General features: G+C 69.8%; 16 protein-coding genes. All 16 read right to left on the bottom strand.

Annotated features, from left to right (window positions below):
- Position 1: 1 nt before the first annotated feature.
- Positions 2 to 487, bottom strand: coding sequence for a phage tail tube protein (locus B1H29_RS31625; RefSeq protein WP_055420693.1), 486 nt, complete (start codon positions 485 to 487; stop codon positions 2 to 4).
- 14 nt (positions 488 to 501) lie between these two features.
- On the bottom strand, positions 502 to 933 hold the full coding sequence (locus B1H29_RS31630) for a minor capsid protein (RefSeq protein ID WP_055420692.1): 432 nt from the start codon (positions 931 to 933) through the stop codon (positions 502 to 504).
- Positions 930 to 1,280 carry a hypothetical protein gene (locus tag B1H29_RS31635; protein WP_055420691.1) on the bottom strand — a complete coding sequence of 117 codons (351 nt, stop codon included), beginning with the start codon at positions 1,278 to 1,280 and terminating at the stop codon, positions 930 to 932. Before B1H29_RS31635 ends, B1H29_RS31630 begins: the two co-directional genes overlap by 4 nt.
- Positions 1,281 to 1,290: 10 nt before the next feature.
- The gene (locus B1H29_RS31640) at positions 1,291 to 1,566 is read right to left on the bottom strand and encodes a hypothetical protein (RefSeq protein ID WP_234393134.1); all 276 of its coding nucleotides are present in this window, start codon (positions 1,564 to 1,566) and stop codon (positions 1,291 to 1,293) included.
- A gap of 38 nt (positions 1,567 to 1,604) precedes the next feature.
- Positions 1,605 to 2,279 carry a hypothetical protein gene (locus B1H29_RS39580; RefSeq protein WP_055420689.1) on the bottom strand — a complete coding sequence of 225 codons (675 nt, stop codon included), beginning with the start codon at positions 2,277 to 2,279 and terminating at the stop codon, positions 1,605 to 1,607.
- Entirely contained in the window at positions 2,279 to 4,735 is a 2,457-nt protein-coding gene (locus B1H29_RS31650; protein WP_055420688.1) for a hypothetical protein, read from the bottom strand. Before B1H29_RS31650 ends, B1H29_RS39580 begins: the two co-directional genes overlap by 1 nt.
- A gap of 21 nt (positions 4,736 to 4,756) precedes the next feature.
- Entirely contained in the window at positions 4,757 to 5,215 is a 459-nt protein-coding gene (locus B1H29_RS31655) for a hypothetical protein (RefSeq protein ID WP_055420687.1), read from the bottom strand.
- 842 nt (positions 5,216 to 6,057) lie between these two features.
- Complete coding sequence (locus B1H29_RS31660; RefSeq protein ID WP_055420686.1) at positions 6,058 to 6,438, bottom strand: hypothetical protein; 381 nt, start codon at positions 6,436 to 6,438, stop codon at positions 6,058 to 6,060.
- Entirely contained in the window at positions 6,435 to 7,385 is a 951-nt protein-coding gene (locus tag B1H29_RS31665) for a P22 phage major capsid protein family protein (protein WP_055420685.1), read from the bottom strand. The genes B1H29_RS31660 and B1H29_RS31665 overlap by 4 nt, the downstream gene beginning before the upstream one ends.
- Before the next feature lie 25 nt (positions 7,386 to 7,410).
- The gene (locus B1H29_RS31670; protein ID WP_055420684.1) at positions 7,411 to 8,196 is read right to left on the bottom strand and encodes a hypothetical protein; all 786 of its coding nucleotides are present in this window, start codon (positions 8,194 to 8,196) and stop codon (positions 7,411 to 7,413) included.
- Between the two features lie 99 nt (positions 8,197 to 8,295).
- Positions 8,296 to 9,411, bottom strand: a complete 1,116-nt coding sequence (locus B1H29_RS31675; protein ID WP_055420683.1) for a phage minor capsid protein — start codon at positions 9,409 to 9,411, stop codon at positions 8,296 to 8,298.
- A gap of 16 nt (positions 9,412 to 9,427) precedes the next feature.
- Positions 9,428 to 10,945 carry a phage portal protein gene (locus tag B1H29_RS31680; RefSeq protein ID WP_055420682.1) on the bottom strand — a complete coding sequence of 506 codons (1,518 nt, stop codon included), beginning with the start codon at positions 10,943 to 10,945 and terminating at the stop codon, positions 9,428 to 9,430.
- Positions 10,926 to 11,132, bottom strand: coding sequence for a hypothetical protein (locus B1H29_RS31685; RefSeq protein ID WP_055420681.1), 207 nt, complete (start codon positions 11,130 to 11,132; stop codon positions 10,926 to 10,928). Before B1H29_RS31685 ends, B1H29_RS31680 begins: the two co-directional genes overlap by 20 nt.
- Positions 11,132 to 12,403 carry a PBSX family phage terminase large subunit gene (locus B1H29_RS31690; RefSeq protein ID WP_055420680.1) on the bottom strand — a complete coding sequence of 424 codons (1,272 nt, stop codon included), beginning with the start codon at positions 12,401 to 12,403 and terminating at the stop codon, positions 11,132 to 11,134. Before B1H29_RS31690 ends, B1H29_RS31685 begins: the two co-directional genes overlap by 1 nt.
- A complete protein-coding gene (locus tag B1H29_RS31695) occupies positions 12,403 to 12,945 on the bottom strand; it encodes a helix-turn-helix domain-containing protein (protein WP_234393133.1) in 543 nt (180 codons plus the stop codon). The genes B1H29_RS31690 and B1H29_RS31695 overlap by 1 nt, the downstream gene beginning before the upstream one ends.
- Positions 12,946 to 13,016: 71 nt before the next feature.
- A complete protein-coding gene (locus B1H29_RS31700) occupies positions 13,017 to 13,580 on the bottom strand; it encodes a hypothetical protein (RefSeq protein WP_055420679.1) in 564 nt (187 codons plus the stop codon).
- Between the last annotated feature and the right edge of the window lie 96 nt (positions 13,581 to 13,676).

Raw genomic sequence — 13,676 nt, forward strand, 5'->3', positions numbered from 1 at the left:
ATCAGGGGGTCACCACGAGCGGGTTCTCGATGGCCGTGCGCGGGCCGTCGCCAGTGAAGGTGATCTCGACCTCGCCCAGTGCGGAGTACTCGCCGCCGGCCGGTGCCCACGTGGGGATGGCCTTGCCCTCGTACGCCTCCGGGAGGCCGTTGCGGTTCATCCACCGCAGGTGCACCAGGTTGGCTTCACCGTAGGCGTCGGAGGCGAGGCGGATGGCCTCGTGGACGTCGTTGTACACCTTCGAGGTCTTGTTCGCCTTGCGGCGGATCGTGACCGCCAGCTCCCAGGCCTGTGCCGTCTTCGTGTTCCCGGCCCAGCCGTCCGAGTCGTAGTCCGAGGAGTCCTCGATGTTGGGTTCGGCGGACGGCTGGAATTCCCTGACGCCGGGGCAGAGCTGCCAGTCCGGCAGTTCGGCCGTGCCGATGTTCACTTCGAGGCGCCACTCGCGGGCCAGCTCGGTTTCGGTGGTCTCGACGGGTGTCGTCATGGGGATGCCTCTCCTCAGTCGATCAGATGGGGCCCGGACCTGACCGTCCGGAAGTAGTAGTTGCCGACCAGCTCCATGCGGCCGCGCGTGTCCTGGCCGATCCACGCCTGAGAGTTCCGCCAGGAGATCTCCACCCACACCCCGCGCAGCCGGTAGGAGCGGCGGTTGTGGAGGACGTTGAAGACGTCGTCAGCGAGCTGCACCAGCCCGGCCGCGTCCGTGCCCCAGCGCATGCGGGCCTGGATGCCGGTGACGGAGTCGGTGGAGTCGTCGTCGGCCACCGGATACGGCGTGAGGCCAAGCACGCGGTCAGGCTCGTCGGGGACCTTGCCGAGGCGGATGCCGGTGACATCGGCCGGCAGAACCGCGCCCGGATCGTAGGCGCCGACGCCCTCGGCGTCGAGGAGCTCGGCGACGCCCGTGAACAGGTCGGCGTCGTGGCTCACCGCAATGCCCGCCTCACCTCGGCCGCGATGATCCGCTGCACGGGGCCGCGGTTGGCGTTGAGGGGCTGCTCCAGGTACTTGGCCTGCCTGCCGGGTGCGTGCCGCCAGTCCAGCTCTTCGTGCTGGCGGACGGCGTACGGGCCGTCGAAGGACACGGCGGCGGTGAGGTCGCCGTCGTCGACGGAGGCGGTGCCGGTGGACTGGAGGTAGCCCTCGTCGAGCGGGACGACGTCCTGTGCCTCGGCGAGTACGTACTCGGCGGCGAGGAGCAGGCCGCGGGCGGCGGCGGCGCGGAGTTCCCGCTCGACCGCCGCGCCGTTGAAGTCGAGTCGGAATCGCTGGGCCACAGCGGCCTCCCTACTGCAAGAACACCTGCGTGTTGTTGGGTACAGGCAGCCCGACCGCGTTGACCCGACCGACCTTGATGACCTTTGTTTTGCGGCCGTCCGGCAGCGTCACCCGCGAGTTGAGCGGCGGCTGATGGTCAGGCCAGGCGATGTACGAGGAGGACGACGTCACGTTCTCCCCGCCTGGTGTCGTCACCTGCTGTGTCGACTCGTCCAGCAGGCAGCGCACAATCTCTGCGGGGCGGTATACGTCACCGACACTGGATGACCCCTGGTACGGCTCCACCGTCAGGCGGTGCCGCAGCACCTTCCTGGGGACTCGCCTCACCACGGCGTCGCCACCACCCCGAGCCGCAGCTTCTCCGACGGCAGACGTCGGAGTGCAGACGCTGCACGCGGTGGCAGGTACCCGTTGGCCACCGGCTGCGCCGAGATCGAGTTCGAGCCCCGCGACATGGACACCGGCCCGGCGCTGACGGACTGCCAGTCCCCGTCAGCGCCCAGTTCGTCGCCCGTCTCGTCCCACCAGTCGACGATGGCACACACCGCCTCAGCGAACGCTGCCTGCACGTCCGGGTCGGTGGGCATGCCCGCGCTGTCGGTGTCATACACGGCAGTCAGCAGGGCGTCGTCGAGGGACTTGGAAGCATCGGCGAGTTGACGGACCGCGTCCAGGGGCGGCGCTGCCTGCAGCTGGTTGGCGAGCTGCGTCGTGGTCGCGTAGGACCGGCCGGTCAGCCCAGCACCTGGGGTAGGGGCCACGGAGACCTGCTCGATCTCCACCGAGGCGCCCGTGCCCGTCACCGTCCACCGCAGCAGCCACACCCCGGCCGCCGTGTACGTGAGCGGCGCCGTCCACGTCTGCCCGCTATCCACAGTCGACGTGACCGGTGTGGACACTGTGCCGTCCGGTGCCGTGACGGCCAGCGTGGCCGTGGTCGTCGCGTCGTACGGGGCCACCAGCAGCTGCGCGGTGACCACGTCTCCCACGTCGGGCATCAGCCACCTCCAGAGGTCGAGGGCGTCAGGGACGGCCCGGATACGGACGCGGCCAGATGTGGGTCGGCCGTCGACGGGGTCAGCGTCGGCCCGGTCACCGACGGGGTGAGCGTTTCCGCGGGCTGCTGCTTGCGGCCCTCGATCGGGGCCGCGATGTCGTGCGCGCGGGCGGGGCGCAGGCGCCGGGTCTGGAACGGCTGCCGGATGGTGCCGGCGCGCTCGGCGGCCGACGCTGCGCCCAAGGTGTGGTGCTTGCTGCTGGTGGCGGCGGTTGCCCGGTCGGTGCAGCGGGCCACGCCGAGCCGGTGCTCCTTGCCTCGCGGCACCTCGACGGCCCGATCCGTGGCCGACGCGGCGCCGAGCGGCACCACACGGTCCGCAGCAAGCCCACCCCCGGTCTCCGCCGTGCCAGCGGTGCCGAGGAGTAGCTGCTTCGCGGCCCGCAGCCTGCCCGCGTTCTCCATCCCCCAGGCGGCGCCGAGGTCACCGGACGACCGCAGGTGCAGCATTCGGGCCCGGCTGTCGTCCGTGGCCGTGCCCAGCGTCAGATGCTTGCCCGCCGTCATCCGGCCGGCGTGCTCTTGGCCGTGAGCCTCGGCGAGCGGGACCCGGCGGCCGGCGGCCAGCGGGGCAGCGGAGTCCGCCGTGGCGGCCGCACCGGTGGGCTGGTCCTTGGCCGCGGTGACCGGCAGCGCGGTGTCCCCGGCCGCCGCCAGGAGCCAGGGAGCCGTCTTGCTGCCGGTCACCGGGAGCCCGCGCTCCGTGGCGCGGGCGTCTTCGAGCCGGGTCTCCCCGGCGGTCGTGAACGGGCGGGCCTCCTCGGCGGCGCCCGCCGTGCCGAGTACGGCCCGCTTCGTCGCGGTCAGGGCCAGGGCCGTGTCGCTGGTGCTGGCCACACCGGCCGGCCCGGACTTGGCCACAGTGGCCGATGCGGCCGTCGCATGCTCCCACGCGGCGCCGAGCACCAGAGCGCTCGCGTACCCGACGGTTCCGGCCGCCGTGACCTCCAAGGCCTGGCCGACCACGGCCGTACGAGCGTGCCCCACGGGCCCGGCCGACGACTGCTCGGTGGCTGCGCCGAGCTCGGAACGCCTGGTGACCGTGAGCCCGTGGGCCGTGTCCGTCGTTCGGGCGTCGGCCAGTGTGCGGGCCTTGGTTCCGGTCAGCGGCACGGCCGCCTGGGTGTCGGTGGCGTCCGTCAGCGCCCTGGCCTTCGAAGCGCCGTACGGGGTGGCTCCGGTCTGCTCGGAGGCTGTGCCGAGCGGCACCACCACGGCGGCCGGAGCCACGTTGACGTCGTCGAACTCCGCGACGTTGAGCGTGCCGTCGTCTCGGTGGGCGATGAGCTGAACCTGAAGGTTCGGGTCGGACACCCACGCGGGCGCGGCCACCGTGCGGCGGGTCGTCCACGCAGCACCGTCTGGGCTGGTCTCCCACAGCAGATCCGCTCCGGTCTGCCGGATGCGGAGGTAGGCGTGGGCGACGGGGTCGTACGGGATCGCCGTGTATTCGGGGTCGGCGTATCCGGCGCGGAGGGCCATGCCGAGGGTGTCAGCGACGGCGTTGTGCTCGATGACGACGTCCGTGCCCGGGGTCGTGGTCTGGATGAGGACCTGCGACCAGCACGCCACCAGCGAGTCACCGAGGGGCGCCGGATACATGCGGCAGGACACCTGCGAGTTCCGCAGGGTGTAGATCTTCGCGGAGGCGTACGCCGCGTAGTCCAGGCCGCACGGGACCTGAGCGCGGCCGCCGGCCTCGGTGACGCCGCCGTACGAGTCGGGCCACAGGACCGGGTCGACGATGCCGTCGTCGAAGTCGTCGACCAGCTCGCTCGTAGGCGTGGCGATACGTCCGGCCAGGGGGCCGGCCGTGTCCCGCGCGCGGGCGGGGCCGAGGGTGCGGTCGTCGACCACGACGTCATCGAAGTCGATGTCCGCGATGGCCGGGTTGATGATGCCGAAGCGGGCGTACCGACCACCGCCGAGGACCGAGCTGGTGCGGGTGGCCCACAGGACGCCGTCGAGGCGGGCCTTGATGATGCCTGCCGTGTCGTCGTAGTACATCTCGACGTAGTGCCACTGGCCGAGGGTGAGCGGCGCGGAGGCGGTGCCGGTGGTGCCACCGGACAGGGTCGGGATGAGCGTCAGGTTGGGCTGGAGCTTGAGGCAGTAGAACCCGGAGACGGTGGTGGGATTGAACGACCACGCCATGATCGCGGTGGTCTGGTCGGGTGCCGTGTTCACCCGCACCCATGCGCGCAGGTGCACGCGCGCCGTAGGGGTGTCCGTCGGGTAGATCTGCTTGGTGATGCTGGCCTGCACTGCGGTGGCCGTGGTGCAGGACAGTGATGCCGCGCCCTGACGGGGCGTGGTCGTGTCGAAGGTGACGGTGCCGTTGGTGACGTCCCACCCGGCCGCCGACTGCGTGTCGAAGGTTTCACTCCACAGCCTCACGGCACCGCCCCCTCTCCCGCGCTATGCGGCGTTCTCCGAGACGGCGATGCCGCCCGCACCCACGCTCGCGGTGATCGACGTGCCGTCTGGGGTGACCGCGAAGTCATGCACGGTCAGCGGGATCATCGCGGCGTCGGTGTTCGTACCGTCGGGGTCGAAGCAGATGACGATCTTTCCAGTCGGGTTTCCTGTCGCATCCGCCCACACCAGCGCATCGGCCGTGAAGCTGGCCTCATTGGTGGTGTCGTCGACCGTCTTCGTGACGCCCGTGAGTGTCTTGCGCCCCATGGTCGTCTGTTCGTTGGAGGCCCCGGCGAGGAGGGCGGCCAGAGTGTCGTAGTCCTGGAGCGCGTCATCGGATTCCAGACCCGTGGCTTCCAGGACGACGGCTACGAGCGCTGCGCCACCGGTGCCCGCCTGGGCGGTACGGGCGAACCAGAGATGTTCACCCTTCGCGATGTTGGTCACGTAATTGCCCATTGGGTGACTCCAGTCTTGATTAGAATTAGGGGCATGTCGTCAGTGACGCGGATGTGCGATCAATGTGGCAGCGAGTTCTCCCGGAAGCCCAGCGATGCGGGCAGGTACTGCTCCCGGGCCTGCTACCAGCGGAGCAAAGTCCGCATCGTGGAGTCCGTTTGCAAGCAGTGCAATCGGACCTTCACCCACCGCCCGGCGCTCAGCCCCAAGTTCTGCTCACCTACTTGTTCAGCCGACAGCATGCGGCGGTCAGAACCCGCCAACTGCCAGCAGTGCGACAGCGAGTACCGACGTCCTCCGACTCAACGCGGCAAGTACTGTTCGCCGGAGTGCCGAGCTGCGGCGTCAAGGAAGACGGACCGCGCGCACCGTCGAAATCTGCGTGTGCCCGGGCACCCGCTCGCCTTGAAGTCGGGCCTTGTTCATGAGCAGCGCGTCATCCTGTACGAGAGGATCGGCCCCGGCTCACATCCGTGTTTCCACTGCGGAGAGAGCGTCACCTGGACGCCAGGCAACCGGACGCGGCCCGGCTCCCTCATCGCTGAACACCGCGACCGGGACCCCGAGAACCAGTCTCCTGAAAATCTGGTGCCGTCCTGCCAGCGTTGCAACAACCTGAACTCGGACCGCCCAGTCGCGGTGGGTGAGACGTTCCGGCTCCGGAAGAACGGCACCAAGTTGCGCGGCGAGCGACGGAGCTGCGAGCGATGCGGCCAGTCGTTCGTCACCTGGGGCGCTCAGAAGCCTGGGCGTGGCCGCTTCTGCTCGCTCTCCTGCGCCCGCCGCAAATCGTGAGGCGAGAGGGAGGCCACAGTGGACCTCCCTCGCTCGCGACGAACCGATCAGGTGACCGGGTTCTCCCCGTACTTCGCGATGAGCACGGCCTTGGTCAGGGACGGGATCTCGGCCCGCTCCTCGTCCGAGACGGCACGCTTCTGCGCGTACTCCACCCACGTCTCCTTGGACGCGGAGCGGTCCGGCGGGTCCCCGGCGTCCTCCTGCTGCTCGCGGTGCTCCTCCTCGGCTGCCGCGCGCGGTCCCTCGGTGGAGGTGAGCGCGACGCCCGGGGAGGTCTGCGGCCGCTGGAGGACGCTGTCCGGGGTGGGCGCCTCCGGGGTCTCGTCGGCGTCCAGGCGCTCCCAGTTGGGGAGCATGTCGAGGCGGGTGTCCGCGTGCTCGCGCTCGACGACGTCACCCGTGTTGGTGTTGTGGTAGCGGATCATACGGCAGCAGCCCCCTGGATGAGCACGGCACGGTTGGCGTCGAGGGTCTTCGTCCCGTACAGGCAGTCCACCGAGACGACGGTCTGCTTGTACTTGATGTCGTAGTCGTAGACCACGCGCAGCGCGAACCCCTTGTAGTTCATGATCGTGGCGTCCTGCGCGCCCGGAGGAACCTCCAGCGTGCGGGTCACCAGCGCGAACGCCGTCTTGTGGAACGCGACGTCGACCTCGGTGGTCGGCTGGCCCGTTGTCGGGGTCTCGGCCGGGCCCGCGATGTTCTGCGTCATGTACGGGTTGAACCCGGACGCGCGCGCGCCGAACTGGGCCTCGGTCAGACCGACCGTGGAACCGCGCTCGTTGGCCGCGCGCCAGATCTTCTCCGCGACCCACCGGGCCTTCGTGCGCGGGCCGACGACGACGTTACGGTCCGACGCCGGAACGTTCTTCGTGTCCAGGACCGCGCCGGCCTCGATGAGGACACGCGAGTCGGACCACGGGTACTTGCCGTTCGCGTAGTTGTGGTCTTCGCCGAGCGGGTCCTCGGCGACCGCGCCGACGGTCTGCGTGACGTCGTCGCGCAGGGCCAGGAGGTCGCGGTCGATCTTCTGGGCGATGGCTTCCATGGCCGGGTCGAGGAGCTGCTCGCCGAAGTCGTTGATCTCCAGGTTGAGCTGCTCGGTCGTCACGGTGAAGCTGACGTCAGGCAGGTGGTTGAGGACCACCGGGAAGCCGGACTCGGTGGCGTTCTGCGGCACGATGCCGGTCGCCCGACTGAACTCGTTGGCGACGAACGTTGCGGGCTTGCGCACCGTGATGGTGTCGCCCTGCCGTCCGGCGAAGTCCGACTCGTAGTCGCGGTAGACGAGCTGCGCCATGTGCGTGGACTCGTACAGCGTGGCGAGTGCCCTCGTGGCGATCAGGTCAGGGGTCAGGAACGTGTTGGCCACAAGGGCCTCCTATCCGTGGGGAGGCTCAGCCCTGGCGTGCCTTGCGGCGGGCTTCGCGCTGGGCCTCGATGCTGTTGCCGTTCTTGGGCTTCTCCGAACTTCCGGAGAAGTCGCCGGATGTGCGCGCGGGCGCCTGGCTCGCGGCCTTGAGCTTGGGGTTGTCCGCGACCGCGGCCTTGATGGCGGCAGACACGGCCTTGTCGAACCCTTCACTGGACGGGTCGAGGTCGGCGATCGACTTCAGGAAGGACCTGCTGTCGGTGAGCGCCGACGCGTCCGCGCCGTGCTTCCCGGCCCCGCGGAACACGGCCAGCTCGATCGCGGTCTCGCGGTGCGCCTTCTGCGTCCGCTCGATCTCGGCGGTGAGCTTCGCCGGGTCCGGGGCCTCGTCCTTGTCGTCCTTGACCAGGCCGAGCGCCTTGCCCATCTCCTGGACGAGCTGCGCCTTGGCCTCCTCGGCCGCCTGCTTCTTGGCCCCGGTGCGGGCCTTGGCCGCCTCAGAGTTGGCCTGCCGCAGCTCCTTGCGGAGCCGCTCCAGCTCGGCCGCCGGGTCCTCGGTCTTCTTGGCGGGTGCCTTCGGCTTGGGCTTGTCGCCCTTGGCCGCGTCGTCGTCCTGGTCGTCGTCGCCGGTCCCGCCAGCGTCGTCGTCCTGGTCGTCGTCCGTGCTCGTGTCGTCACCGTTGTCGCCGCTGTCGGATCCGGAGTCGTCTCCGTCCCCGCCGTCGGCGTACAGGTACGGCGCGAAAGGGCCGTGGCCGTAGGGGTGTGCCCAGCCAGCACCGGCCAGCCTGGGAAGGGTTCGCTTCTGCATGCGTGCACTCCTGGTGCGCGTCGGGATAGTTCGGCCCCGCGCCTGGCGGGGGTTGTGCGATCCGGCCCACGCCTGGCGGGCGGAAGACTGTGGGCCCGGTCAGCGGGCCGTGGTGAGCTGCTCGCGGTGCGACTTGCGGGGCAGCCCGGTCTCAGCGATCAGTTCACGGATGCGGGCCTGATACGCACGGACGCTCGCGTTCGCCTTGCGGCGTGCCTGCTCGTCCATCGCTGCCTCGGCGCGCCGCTTCCACCGCCGGACCTGCCGCTCCAGATACCGTTGGTGCTGGCTATCCTCGTAGGTGCCCCGTGACGGCTGCGGCTTCGGTACCCGGGAGACGCCCGGGAGGAAGGCGGAGACCGTGTGTCGGCAGTTCGGATGCATCAGCCGAGCAGCCCGCGCTTCCGGCAGCGAACCAGCCACCCTGACGGTGACCATCTCGCCGTCCTCGGTCGCGTGCTGCACCTGGATCTCGCGTGCACCGGGCTGGCCGGTGCGGGTGAGGATCTTCCGCTCCCACGGCCTGCACAGCTCGCACTTCTCCGGCGCCTGCGACACGATCACCAGCTCCACACCGGCCGCGCCGAGCCGATCCGTGTGCGCCTCCACGGCGGCCCGGCCGAGTGCGGACCGCATTGCCATCTCGGCGTACGACCGCATGTCCCACGAGCGGCCACGCGCGTCCACGAATCCGGTAACGCCACGATCGGCGAACCGATCGAGGGCGGCCTGTGCGGCCTGCCTACGGGTCTGCGCGCCAAGAGCGGGGGCTGCGGCTGCGGCTGAGATGACGTCGCGGTAGGCGTCCATCGACACCCGCAGGATACGGAGGTAGACGGGCCCGGTCTCGTCGATGACCGCGCGCGCGAGGCGATCCACCACCGGGGCAGTTGGTACGGCTGCCGCAGCAGCCGCAGCCTGACCGACGCCGAGTGCCCCCAGCTCGGCGACGGCCGCCTGCTGCCCGCGGTCGTACGCCTCGGCGAGCGCCTGGTGGATCGCCCCGTTCGCGTCGAGCTGCAGGGCGGCGATCACCTCGTCGATCGCCGACTGGAGGTTGCCGACGGCCGCGAGCTTCATCTGCGCCCACACTGGGGAGTTGATGCCCTCGGCGAGGGCCCGCCGGATCTTCTCGATGAGTACGCCCTCGGCGGCCTCGTACAGGTCAGCGACGGCAGCCGCGAGGTCTTCGGCCATGGCTGGGGATACGGGCATGACCGATCACCACCTTCTACGGGATGTCCCCGGCCTGCATCGGGTCCGGGACCGCCGTGCCCGCCTCGACCTGAATCCGCCGCACTTCTCCGGTCACCTGGTCGTCGTCCCACTCCGGGTGGGCCATCCGCACCAACGTGTCCGTGCTCGCCGCCTGCGCCCGCCGCAGAACGTCCGCCGTGTTCGCCAGCGACAGCGGATCCTCCTGCACCGAGTCCTCGAACTCGACCGTCGGCCGCTGCGGCGTGATGCCCCCGCCGAACGCGTACTGGTCGACGGCCAGAAGCGCCTCCACCAGATGCGCCAGCGCAGGCCGCCAGCGCAGCACCTTCTTCCCGCGGGTCGTCATCGACCGCCGCTCCCGCGCGGTGACCTCCGTCGCGGTGACAGCGACGTCACCACCGATCCCGAACGTCTGCCCGCTGTACCCGGCGGAACGGAGGATCTGGTTGACGAGGTCTTCCGCCGTGTCGTGATGCTCCTGCACGCGGATCGCGAACTGGGCGACCGTGAGTTGCATACCGCCACTGGCTCCACGGTCGAGCATTCCGACCCCGGCGAACGCCTCCTGATCCGGGTTCCAGCTCGCGCCGCGCCCCGGTCCGGTGGACTGGAGGTACGTCTCGGGGACGACGATGCGGCCCTTGCCGAGGCGGATGTCCCGCATCCACGACGAGTAGGTCTCGTCCAGGGCGTCCATGAGCGGCTCGACGCCGTCCAGGTCCGAGCGGCCCCAGTCCTTCAGCTTCTGGTGGCAGCGCCACCGGCGGCTGTTCTGGTTGGGGATGTACACCACGTCGAGGCCGGCGTACCCGGTCTCGACCGCGCCCTCGTCGTTCACCACCGTGGCGAACCCGGCGGTTGCGTCCGAGTCCTCCAGCGGGACAGGCCGGCCGAGCTTGTCCTTCGTCCCCTGATAGAGGCCGTGCAGGATGACGCCCGGCTCGTGCCGCTGAAGGGATCGCCAGACCTGGCCGTCTTCTTCCCTGACCACTTTCCAGAAGGTGACCGCGGAGAGGCGGCCCCACGTGAATTCCGGCAGCGCCCTGTCGGCGTGCTCCGCAGTGACCCAGGCCCGGTCGGCGACGTCCTTGTCGTACACCGGCCGCAGGTAGATCCCGCCGAGCGCGGCCCCGACCTCTGCCGCGGTCTGCAGGGTAGCGAGGAGGCCGTCGTCGGCGAGGACGTCGAGGCGGGTTTGGGTCGTGTCGTCGTCGACGGTGAACCGCGGCGGCTCGGAGAACAGGAGGTCGGCGCTGCCGCCGCAGAGGTCGCCGGCGATCGGCACGTGCATCTTCGTGCGCCGCTCGCCCGGGGCGGTCGGTGTACCCCACCACCAGCGGGCCATCCGGCCGACGACTCCGCCGGCGTACTGGAGTCGCTTGGGGTCGGGGCCGCCGCCGGTGCTGCCGCCGTAGAGGGACTCCAGCCGGTCGGGGTCGCCGGACCACCATGTGTCCCAGGTGTGCATGGCGTCGAGGGCGGGGCCGAGGTACGGGGGCGGCCAGGCGGTGTCACCCGTGGGCAGCGGCATCCGGCACCTCCCCCTCGTCGTTGCCCGTCGGGCGTTCGATCTCGTTGGCCGCTACACGGAGGGCAGCGGCGAGGTTCGTGGTGAAGCTGTCCGGCCCGTCGGAGAGATCGAAGGTCAGCGTCCCGACCTCGTACGGCGGCAGGTCACCCATCTGGAGACGGACAGGCATCTTGACCTCTGCGGCCATCAGGCAGCCACCTCCAGTCGCGTAGGTAGGTAAGGCCGCCACAGGGCCTCGGTCGTACGGACGCCGTAGCGCAAGGCGTCACAGCTGTGGTCGTTCTCCTTGATGGGCTTGTCCTCGCCCTTCTCAGCCGCCTTGTCGTCCCAGGAGTAACCCGGGAGTTCGTCGATCAGCCCCTGCGCGGACTCGTGCACCAGCAGGTCGCCGGTCGAGAACAGCGACGACACCGTGCGGATCCCGTCCAGCACGGTGTTGTCCGCAGCCGTCACACCAGACACCCCATCGCGGTGCAGCTGCTCGATGTACGAGGCCGCCGACGGGTCCACGATGGTCCACTCCGGGGCGACGCCCACGACGTTGGTCTCCGGCTGCGGCACCCGGGCCAGCCACGCCCGGCGCGCCTTCGAGTACTCGCTGTCGGTCATCTGCCGGCGGGACGTACGTGAGTCGTGCCGGTACTCGTTGACGACGTACAGCTTCCGGTCCGTGCCGACACCGATCACGAGGTCGGCGTACGGGTTGGTCGTGCCGTAGTCGATTGCGTCGCACAGCCAGCGGTCGATCCGGGGCAGCGTCCGGACGACGTGCCGCTCGGTGTCGAACATCTCGTAGATTGCGCCCTCGCTCTGGACCCAGTGACCGGAGATGAAGCGCCGGTACCAGAGGCCCACGTACTCGGCTTTCAGCGAGGCGACGTACGCGGGGTCGAGGGCCGGGTTGTCGTCGAGGGTGAAGTGCCACTCGCGGAGATCGAGCTGCCCAGCGCGGTCGAGGAAGTCCTTCTTCAGCCAGTGTCCGGGGTTGTCGGGGTTGGTCGTGGCCAGCAGCCGCGCGCCCGGCACTGAGAGGCGGCCGAGGAGCTGGTTCCAGAAGCCGCGCGGGATCAGCGTGGCCTCATCTACCAGCGCCAGGCACGCGGTCAGTCCTCGAAGGCGGCCCTCCGCGCGGGAGTCCGCCGCACCGATCAAGTGGATCGTGCGACCGAGGACCGTTGCCGTGGTGGCTCCGCGGGTGTGGACGACGAGCTTTGCAACGGACCCGAATAGCGCTTCGTCCTGAAGCGGCTCCAAGACGTTCCGTTCGATCGTCTGCAAGGACCGGCCCACGATGACGATCAGCCCGGACGTCGGTGCCGCGGCCACGGCGATGAGAAACGCGACCAGCGAGGCGATCGTCTTCCCTGACCGGATGGCCCCGTGCCAGACGCAGATACGGGCCGTGGCCTCGGCGATCGAGCGGATCTGCTTTCGGGACAGGGGCAGCGAGTCGAGCATCAGCCCTCCTCGCTGTCGTCCCCTCCGCCGTCGAGGCCGGCCAGCTTGTTGAGGCCCTCGGCGAGGGAGCCGAGCATCGAGCGGGCGGCTTCCACTCCGGGGTCGCCGTCAAGCTGTTCGAGCTTGACGGCCTGGTTCATGTATTGCGTGATCGCCCCAGAGAGGGCTTTCTCCTCTTGGCCCGGTACGTGGTCGAGGCTTTCGGTCTCGATGCCGTTGACGGTGCTGGTGGTGAATTTGAAGCGGCCGTCGTCGGCGCCTTCGAGTTGGTCGAGGAGGCGTTCGGTGCGCGCGTACAGGCGCTGCACGATGGCAGCGCGGCGGGCCTTGGCGTCGGTGACCTTGGCTTGGGTGGCGACGGCGGTCATGGTGCGGTCGAAGGTGAGGCCGAGGCGTTCGGCGTGGACGCTGACGCCGCGAAGGCTGCGGCCCATCTCGCGGGCGATGGCGTTCCGGCCGAGGCCCTCGGTGTGGAGCCGCTTGAGTTCTTCGATCTCCTCGTCGTTGAACGGGATCGGGGCTGAGCCCTTGGACGTGGCCACGGTCACCTCCTCCAGGCGTGCGAAGGCCCGACCGCGGGACGGTGCGGCCGGGCCAGTCAGTGGATGTGGGACTACTTCGCTGGGCAGCTCCGGCCCTCGTTCGTCTCGAAGTCGGTGGCGCCCTCGTCCAGGCCGGTCACGACGGAGCCCATGTGGCCGGCGGCGTACCTGCCATTGGCGAGCCGGTTGTCGACCTTGTCGGTGCCGCCGGTTGAGCAGTTGATCTGCACGAAGTAGCCGGCCTCGTCGTCGAGGCTGTCGGTGACAGCGTTGAATACGGTGCGGAGATCCTTCGTGGTGTCGACCTCGACGACGACGAGGCGCTTGTTCCCCTCGTCGTCCTGCTCGACCACGGTGTAGGCGGGCTGCTTCGCGGCCGGCTTGTTGTCGGCGGGTTTGTCTTCCTCGACGGCGGCGCCGATGGCGAGTGCGACGACGAAGAACCCGACGATGCAGGCGGCGATGATGCCGAGGATTTTCCCGGCCTTGTTCTTCGGCTTCTGCCTGCGAGGCGGGGGCGGCGTCGGGCCCCACTGGGGCGGCTGCTGTGGCTGTTGCGGGCCGGGCTGGGACGTTCCCCAGGTGATCGGCTGTTGTGGCGGCTGCCATCTCGGCGGCTGCGGCGGCTGGTTCATGTTCCCCCCAGGAACGGATGTGAGATACGGGGGTCATGATGCCGCGTCTGGGGCTTCTGGTTCCGGGCATGCCAGATCTGCGGCTCAGTGTGCATG

The sequence above is a fragment of the Streptomyces pactum genome (assembly GCF_002005225.1).
Classification (GTDB): Bacteria; Actinomycetota; Actinomycetes; order Streptomycetales; family Streptomycetaceae; genus Streptomyces; species Streptomyces pactum_A.

Coding starts and splice junctions, on each gene's coding strand:
- B1H29_RS31675 (WP_055420683.1), bottom strand. CDS start 9,411: ATGCCCGTATCCCCAGCCATGGCCGAAGACCTCGCGGCTGCCGTCGCT.
- B1H29_RS31690 (WP_055420680.1), bottom strand. CDS start 12,403: ATGCTCGACTCGCTGCCCCTGTCCCGAAAGCAGATCCGCTCGATCGCC.
- B1H29_RS31670 (WP_055420684.1), bottom strand. CDS start 8,196: ATGCAGAAGCGAACCCTTCCCAGGCTGGCCGGTGCTGGCTGGGCACAC.
- B1H29_RS31680 (WP_055420682.1), bottom strand. CDS start 10,945: ATGCCGCTGCCCACGGGTGACACCGCCTGGCCGCCCCCGTACCTCGGC.
- B1H29_RS31660 (WP_055420686.1), bottom strand. CDS start 6,438: ATGATCCGCTACCACAACACCAACACGGGTGACGTCGTCGAGCGCGAG.
- B1H29_RS31655 (WP_055420687.1), bottom strand. CDS start 5,215: ATGGGCAATTACGTGACCAACATCGCGAAGGGTGAACATCTCTGGTTC.
- B1H29_RS31700 (WP_055420679.1), bottom strand. CDS start 13,580: ATGAACCAGCCGCCGCAGCCGCCGAGATGGCAGCCGCCACAACAGCCG.
- B1H29_RS39580 (WP_055420689.1), bottom strand. CDS start 2,279: ATGCCCGACGTGGGAGACGTGGTCACCGCGCAGCTGCTGGTGGCCCCG.
- B1H29_RS31685 (WP_055420681.1), bottom strand. CDS start 11,132: ATGGCCGCAGAGGTCAAGATGCCTGTCCGTCTCCAGATGGGTGACCTG.
- B1H29_RS31625 (WP_055420693.1), bottom strand. CDS start 487: ATGACGACACCCGTCGAGACCACCGAAACCGAGCTGGCCCGCGAGTGG.